9 protein-coding genes are annotated in these 7,366 nt (G+C 37.7%); 5 read left to right on the top strand and 4 right to left on the bottom strand.

The window, feature by feature from the left end; translation table 11 throughout:
* Positions 1-191 precede the first annotated feature (191 nt).
* The 3 genes from cobI to F6K15_RS23110 are packed head-to-tail and all read left to right on the top strand — an operon-like array spanning position 192 to position 1,216.
* Positions 192-890: a precorrin-2 C(20)-methyltransferase gene (gene cobI, locus F6K15_RS23120; RefSeq protein ID WP_293064883.1), complete on the top strand. Its 699-nt coding sequence runs from the start codon at positions 192-194 to the stop codon at positions 888-890.
* Between the two features lie 21 nt (positions 891-911).
* Positions 912-1,082, top strand: a complete 171-nt coding sequence (locus tag F6K15_RS23115) for a hypothetical protein (protein WP_293064881.1) — start codon at positions 912-914, stop codon at positions 1,080-1,082.
* Positions 1,083-1,090: 8 nt separating this feature from the next.
* On the top strand, positions 1,091-1,216 hold the full coding sequence (locus F6K15_RS23110) for a hypothetical protein (protein WP_293064879.1): 126 nt from the start codon (positions 1,091-1,093) through the stop codon (positions 1,214-1,216).
* 69 nt (positions 1,217-1,285) lie between these two features.
* On the opposite strand, the gene F6K15_RS23105 is transcribed toward F6K15_RS23110, so the two are convergent.
* The 3 genes from F6K15_RS23105 to F6K15_RS23095 form a co-directional block, all read right to left on the bottom strand.
* Complete coding sequence (locus F6K15_RS23105) at positions 1,286-1,915, bottom strand: response regulator transcription factor (protein ID WP_293064876.1); 630 nt, start codon at positions 1,913-1,915, stop codon at positions 1,286-1,288.
* A 513-nt stretch (positions 1,916-2,428) separates the two neighbouring features.
* On the bottom strand, positions 2,429-3,664 hold the full coding sequence (locus tag F6K15_RS23100; RefSeq protein WP_293064873.1) for a sensor histidine kinase: 1,236 nt from the start codon (positions 3,662-3,664) through the stop codon (positions 2,429-2,431).
* Positions 3,665-4,361: 697 nt separating this feature from the next.
* Positions 4,362-4,508 carry a hypothetical protein gene (locus F6K15_RS23095; RefSeq protein WP_293064870.1) on the bottom strand — a complete coding sequence of 49 codons (147 nt, stop codon included), beginning with the start codon at positions 4,506-4,508 and terminating at the stop codon, positions 4,362-4,364.
* Positions 4,509-4,527: 19 nt separating this feature from the next.
* Between F6K15_RS23095 and F6K15_RS23090 the strand changes: the two genes are divergently transcribed.
* Entirely contained in the window at positions 4,528-4,911 is a 384-nt protein-coding gene (locus tag F6K15_RS23090) for a Spy/CpxP family protein refolding chaperone (protein WP_293064868.1), read from the top strand.
* A 108-nt stretch (positions 4,912-5,019) separates the two neighbouring features.
* Here the strand turns inward: F6K15_RS23090 and F6K15_RS23085 are convergent, their stop codons facing one another.
* On the bottom strand, positions 5,020-5,169 hold the full coding sequence (locus F6K15_RS23085) for a zinc ribbon domain-containing protein (protein WP_293064888.1): 150 nt from the start codon (positions 5,167-5,169) through the stop codon (positions 5,020-5,022).
* An 814-nt stretch (positions 5,170-5,983) separates the two neighbouring features.
* Here F6K15_RS23085 and F6K15_RS23080 point away from each other — a divergent pair.
* The gene (locus F6K15_RS23080; protein WP_293064865.1) at positions 5,984-7,327 is read left to right on the top strand and encodes a TIGR03279 family radical SAM protein; all 1,344 of its coding nucleotides are present in this window, start codon (positions 5,984-5,986) and stop codon (positions 7,325-7,327) included.
* Positions 7,328-7,366: the final 39 nt, after the last annotated feature.

Genomic DNA, 7,366 nt, shown 5'->3' with positions numbered 1-7,366 from the left:
TGGGGAGATGGGGGGATGGGGAGATGGGGAGATGGGGAGATTAAATATTAGATATCTGCTAAAATTCAAAATAAAATCAATTCTTATCCATCAATTGTCAATTATTTTTCCCTGTTCCCTGTTCCCTCTTTTCTGAAGATGTCTATTGTAATTATAGAATTATAAATCTATACTATATAACCGGATTATATATGACAGAATTAGGACGACTGTATGGATTAGGCATTGGACCTGGCGACCCAGAGTTGCTGACTTTGAAAGCACACCGCATTTTGACTACTGTTCCGGTAATTGCTTACCCTATTTCTGAAAATGGAAAGGCTTTAGCACGGGCGATCGTCTCGGACTTTATTCGTCCCGACCAGATAGAAATTTCTATGTCTTTACCGTTTGATATTAAGCGATCGCCACAACCTTATTATGATATAGCTGCTGAAAAGATTGCCGAACACCTAAAAATTGGGACAGATGTGGCTGTGTTGTGTGAAGGGGAACCAATGCTTTATGGCTCATTTATGTATATTTTTCAGCGACTTTACAGACAGTTTCCTACTGAAATTGTACCAGGAATTTCTTCCACAATGGCAAGTGCTGCTATGCTCGGTGTGCCAATTACTTATGGCAATGATGTATTGAGTATTATCCCCGCTACTTTGGATGAAATTACTTTGAGCGATCGCCTTGCTGTTGTTGATGCAGCGGTTATTATCAAATTAGGGAGGCATTTTACCAAAGTCCGTAGGGTTATTGATCGCTTAGGGTTATTGCATAGGGCGCTTTATATTGAAAGGGCAACTCAATCAAATCAGCGAATTGTTGACATTACTGAGGTTGAGCAAGGGGATGTTCCTTATTGGTCTTTGATTTTGATTCCCAGTCAAATGGAGTAGGGGAGTGAGGAAGGGTGGGAAGTGTGGGAAGGGTGGGGAGATGGGGGGATGGGGAGATGGGGAGATGGGGAGATCGAAAAAGATTTGGTAATGGCGTTGAGATGGAACATTGGTAGTCCCAATAGTAATGGTATACAGGAAAAAGGAATACCTGGCACGGGAGCAAGATGCTCCCACTGCTGTGCCTCGTAACAAAAATAATGACGATGCACGACCATTACAATGCACCACCACCAGAACATTTAGGGAGGGTGGCATTCGGAGCTTGGCGGAACGCCAATACCATTCGCCCCTACAAATGGTGGTTTCAAAGTCAATTTGCGTAAGTCCTGGTTATATTATGTCCATTGAATTCGCGATCAAACACTTTCTTCTTTTCTTCCTTCTTCCTTCTGCTATAAAATTGAATGGGCAAAAATAGCAGCTTGAGTGCGATCGCGTAAATTTAACCTCCTGAGAATATTAGTGATATGATTTTTGACAGTCTTCTCAGAAATATAGAGAGTTTTTGCTATTTCTCGGTTATTTGCACCAGAAGCAATTAACTTTAAAATTTCTTGTTCTCTTGGTGTTAATTCTTGCCAATTTTGGGAAAGGTTACTAACAGGAATTGCCATTTGAGAAATAGCTTTTTTACCTATACCTGGTCCTAGTTGTGTATAACCTTTAAATACAGCTTGAATTGCTTGACCTAATTCTTCTGAGGGTGTGTCTTTTAGTAAATATCCTGCTGCTCCATATTTCAATGCTTGAGTGACATATCGATCGTCATCAAATGTAGTTAATATTAATATTTTTACTTCTGGGAAACGCTGACAAATTTCTTTAGTTGCTGCTACTCCATCCATTATTGGCATTCGCACATCCATTAAAACTACATCTGGCTGTAGATTTTCTATTTGATTTATTGCCATTTCTCCATTTTCGGCCTCTCCTACTATTTGTAAATAATTTTCTAACTTTAATAAAGCTTTTAATCCACGCCGGATTAAGTTTTCATCATCTACTAATAATACTTTAATCATAATTTATACCAATTTTATCTAAGGGAATAGGGAGTCGGGAGACCGAAGTAGGGAAACCGGAGTTGGGAGCAGGGAGAATAGATAAATTTAGTTAGGGTCTGTTTTTTTATCGACGGACATAACATAACATTTTATCTTTTCTCTTACTGAGTTTAATACCCTAAACTTCACCCGTTGTGCCTACAATTGGTTAGGGTTTGTAGGCGAGGAACGGCAAATTTTTAGTATCCTCATTCACTTTTACCTACTTCTTTCTTCCTTTTTCAACACTATTTATCCACAAATAACATAAAAATTAAAATCTACCTTTAGTTGTAAGCATTCAGCTAGCTTGCGGCCAGCTATTAACTGTTTCACAAATAATAAATATACACTCTAAAGTCAAGGTCAGTTTTTTCCAATACTTTTAATTTTACTTAAATATATCAATACTAATTTCTGATATAAAGGCAATAAATTAATAGCTAATAGCTGACGGCTGTTTGCGCAGCATTCCGCAGGAAATGCTTACATTTAGTTTATACGAATCAAGGGAAAATTAGCAATTATTTTACATCCTGTATTAGGAGAGGTAAGAATCTCGAATTTACCTCCTAATGCTAAGGCACGTTCTTCCATTCCCTGTAAACCAAAACCAGTAGTATTTTGGCTTAAATTAAATCCTTTGCCATTATCTTGAATAATTAAATGTAAATTTTTTGTGGTAAAAATATTAATTTCTACAGTGGTTGCTTCGGCATATTTATAAATATTAGTTAATGCTTCTTGTACTATACGATAAACAGCAATTTTTAATTCATTCTCAGGAGAATAATTGAGATTTATATTGCTTGTGGGTAAAATACCAGTAGATTTATGAAAATCTGCTATTAAAGTAGCGATCGCTGATTCTAAAGATTGATTTTCCCACCAGTTAGACCGTAGAGTTGCTACTGACTGACGTACTTCATTTAATGCTTTTGAGCCTAGTTGTTTAGCATCTGCTAAAAATTCTATTGATTCTTGTGGTTCTGATTTTCTCAGCTTCCAAGCTGCTTCTAAACTAACATTTAAAACTGTTAAATAATGCCCTAGGGAATCGTGAATTTCTCTGGCAATCCGATTTCGTTCTTCTAGAGCAGCAATGTTTTCTATTTTTAGGGCATATTGTCGTAGTTTTTCATTGGCAATTGCTAATTGTTCTCGACTTTTTCGTTCTGACATTATTGCTTTTACTAATAATTGTAAGAAAACTATTACCAATCCAAATAAAATTATTGAACTTAATAGAACTAAGATAAATCTTTCTCTAGCAAATAATGGTAATCTTGTCAGTTTGTGTAATCTTTGAATTTGGAGAAATGTAAATAAAGAAAAAACAAATATATTAATAATTAAATTTTGTTTTCTTTCAAAGATAAAACAATCTCGAATTACCAAAATTATACATAATATTGGAGATAGACGCAAATTACTCAGGAATGACATTAAAATAATTAAACCAATTTCGACAGTAGTATAAATAATTTTCTTTGAGCGGGATTTATTGATAGGTAAAAATAATCCCATCAGGCTAAATATTAGCAGGAGAAAAAGATTAATAGAGAGTGAATTGGAAACTTCTGTTGTGTAAATATGTCGTATTTTTCGCCGACCACCATAGAGAGGAAAATTCAAAGTTTCACTCATGGCAATAATCATCAGCAAAATCCATTCTAAGTAGAGTAAAAAACGGATTGGATGTTTAGTTATTTTTGGAAAAATATTCATAATTTAATTTAGTTATATATCTATTTGTATAGTTATATATAATAGTATTAGTTAGTAGTTTAGGAGCATAATATTACAGTAGCATGATTTTTTTTGTATGAAATGAAATTATAGTCACTCTAAATATTTTGTAAAAAATCAAAAAAATATACATAAATTTTGAAATTCTTGTCCGAGTTATTTTGTTCTATTTTTCCCTGCTTGCCAGATATTTTTATACAACTGTTATGAGGGTTTATATAGCAATAATATTGTTCAAAAATTAATAATTAATAATTAATTACTAACAATTACCTCTCCTTGAAAATAAGAGGATTGACTAATCATGAAAATTTTTCTTCTCTTGGTCGATTGGATATAGCTCCGAGACCTCGCCATCCCATCCTAAGGTCATGCTCCGCAAACGACCGCTTATTATCCCCTTAAAAGGGGAGGCTTTAAACCACAATTTTTCGGTAAGATGCCGAAGATCAGGAATTTTATTAAAACCTTAAAATAACAAGACTTACGCAAAGACACTGTGTATAGAGTCCAGTAACTATTGTCCAATAGTTATGAGTACTATATATAGCGTATCTGCGTAAGTCCTAAATAAGTAAAGTTGGGGACACATTTAATGTAAGCATTTCCTGCGGAATGCTTACCATTTAATTATAGCAGTCGCAGGAAAAGTTAGGAAATATCAAAAGCTTAAAACTCAAACAACGTAATATTTTTCCTTCTTCCTTCTTCCTTCTTCCTTCTTCCTTCTTAGGACTAAAGTCCTAGATGAAATTAGGACTTTCAGCTCTAGTTGTTTATGAGCGATCGCCTGTAGGATAAAGACAGTAAACACCTCATACATGGAGTTGTAAATAAATCTAATGAAACGTCAATCTTTCTCTCTATTATTATTTGGCATCGTTGCCACTATTCTATTTGCTAATCCTTTAAAAGTTAATGCCCATCCTAAAAATTTGAATCTGACTCCTGAACAAAAAACTCAATGGGAAGAAATTCGATCGCAAAGCAAAGCTCAAATACAAAATATTCTGACTCCCGAACAGCAGCAACAGCTCCAAACTTTAACTTCACAAGGTCAACGCCCCCGCAGAGCAATGAAAGAGTTAAATCTCTCTGAAGAGCAAAAAACTCAGATGCGCGAAATTATGCAGTCATCTCGCGAGCAAATGGCGAATATTTTAACTGAAGAACAACGAGAGCAGTTTCGTCAACAGATACAAAGACGAGGACAAAACAATAATTGACATACTCCCGACGCTACTCTACGAGACAGCGCGGGATTCTGAGCGCCAGAGAAACCCTGACCGCAGTTTTAACAGAGGTGATGTCCTCCCTCTGTGTTGATCACAATCCTATCCACCCCCATCCCCTCCCAGGAGGGGAGCTAGAGGGGTGGGTGAGTTATAGTCCCTATCTAGCTCTTGCCCACAATCACTGCAATAATGCCAACGCTCTGATAGGTTTTTAGGGACTTTACCCAAGCATTCCCAACAATGTTGGATGGGGCAACACCCATCAAACTTAGGTCACTACACTATATCAGGACTTATATTATGTCCGGTTGAATACTTATAAATAAACGACTGAGGAGACAGGAGACAGGAGTCAGGAGACAGGAGGGAAGAAAGAAGAAGAAAGAATAAAGAGGAGAAAGTTTTTTTGATCACTGATTATCCGGACATGATATTACGCAAAGACACTATATATAGCGCATGGCAAATAGAGCGATCGCTTAAAATTTTATAGTCAGGACTTACGCAGGGACTCTACAAATAGCTAGTGCGCCATTCGGCAGCTCTGCGGAACGCAAATGCCATTCGCCCCTACAGATGGTGCTTTAAAGGCAAATTTGCGTAAGTCCTGATAATGTCTTTGCGTAAGTCCTGATATATTTAAGTAGATAAAAATATCAGGACTTACGCATTAGCTAGGAAAAACTAGGATTTGAGATGGCTTCCCTGTGGGTCGCTTCGGACGAAAATGCGTCATACTACTTGACATCCTCCCCGGCCTAAAGGCGCGGGGATTCCTACTGAGCCATAGCTCTTCGGCGGGTTGACGCTTTGCTTCGCATAGCTGCCGCTAACACAGGGTGCTGCTTCCTTGGCGGTAGTCTGATGCTTCCCTCCACGTCCGTTTAGAGTTTCCGAGTGCCCCCCGGCAACTAAAAACACTGTAGCATATATCCAATTCACTTGCAAATCAAATAAAAAGTCGCCCTACAAGGGCGAGGCTTTAAACCCAATTTTTCGGTAAGTCCTAATATATTTGATAAATGATAAAATAAAAAAATTTATTTGCTATAAAATATATTAAATGAGTAAAACTTCTATTCGCTCTGCTCTAATAACTAAAGTAATTCCCGACTCCATTGGTGCCGAAATTGGTTTTGAACCAGGAGATGCGATCGCTTCTATCAACGGACAACAACCACGAGACTTGATCGACTATCAATATATTTGTGCTGACGAATATTTAGAAATAGAGGTTATCGATGCTAAAGGCAAAACTCACCACATCGAAATAGAAAAAGATTACGATGAAGACTTGGGTTTAGAATTTTCTACCGCTCTGTTCGACGGTCTGATTCAATGTAATAACCGTTGTCCGTTTTGCTTCATCGACCAACAACCACCAGGTAAACGAGAAACTCTCTATTTAAAAGATGATGACTATCGTCTTAGTTTCCTCTACGGTTCATACCTGACTTTAACTAACCTTCCCCAACGGGAGTGGGAGAGAATAGAGCAAATGCGACTTTCGCCACTCTATGTTTCTGTTCATGCTACTGAACCAGAATTGCGATCGCGCCTGCTGAAAAATTCCAGAGCAGGTAAAATACTCGAACAAATTCAGTGGTTTCAAGAACGACGACTGCAAATACACGCTCAAGTTGTAGTTTGCCCAGGAATTAATGATGGTATTCATCTGGAACGCACATTATTAGATTTAGCAAAATTTCATACTGGGGAAATTCCGGCAGTAGCATCTGTGGCAGTTGTACCAGTAGGTTTAACTCGCTTTCGCCCTAGTTCAGATGAACTAATTCCCGTCACTACTGCAAAAGCAGAGGAAGTTATAGACCAAGTGCAAGAAATTCAAGCTAAACTGAGACAGACATCTGGGACTAATTGCATCTGGTTAGCTGACGAATGGTTTTTGATTGGCCGTCGAGACTTGCCCCCTGCTTCAGAATATGAAGATTATCCTCAAATTGGCAATGGAGTTGGTTCAATTCGGCAGTTTATATCACAATTTGAAGCTGCTGTCAAAGAAATTTTAGATAGCAACATTTGCTTGAGCACCCAGAGAAGATTAACCTGGGTAGTAGGAAATGCAGTAGAGAAAGCATTTGCAGCGATCGCCGAGCGACTCAATCAAATTGAAGGATTAGAAGTAAATATGGTAGCCTTATCAAGCAACTATTGGGGACAAAGTATTAGCGTCACTGGATTATTAACAGGCCAAGATTTGCTAGAGGGTTTACAGGGGCGAGACCTAGGGGAAGGAATTATTTTACCCTCAGTAATGCTCAAACCAGGAGATAATCTATTTTTGGATGATATGACCCTAGAAGAATTAGCAGAGCGACTGAAGAAACCTATTTGGCCAGTGGCAGGAGTAGAAGAACTAATTTTGACTGCTGTGGGCGATCGCTGATTGAATTTTCAACTTTTGACTTTGGCAAAGCAGTTGACC

This window comes from Okeania sp. SIO2B3, from assembly GCF_010672525.1.
Lineage (GTDB): Bacteria > Cyanobacteriota > Cyanobacteriia > Cyanobacteriales > Microcoleaceae > Okeania.
Note: the sequence above shows the minus strand (reverse complement) of the source record. Positions and strands in the feature narration are given on the sequence as shown.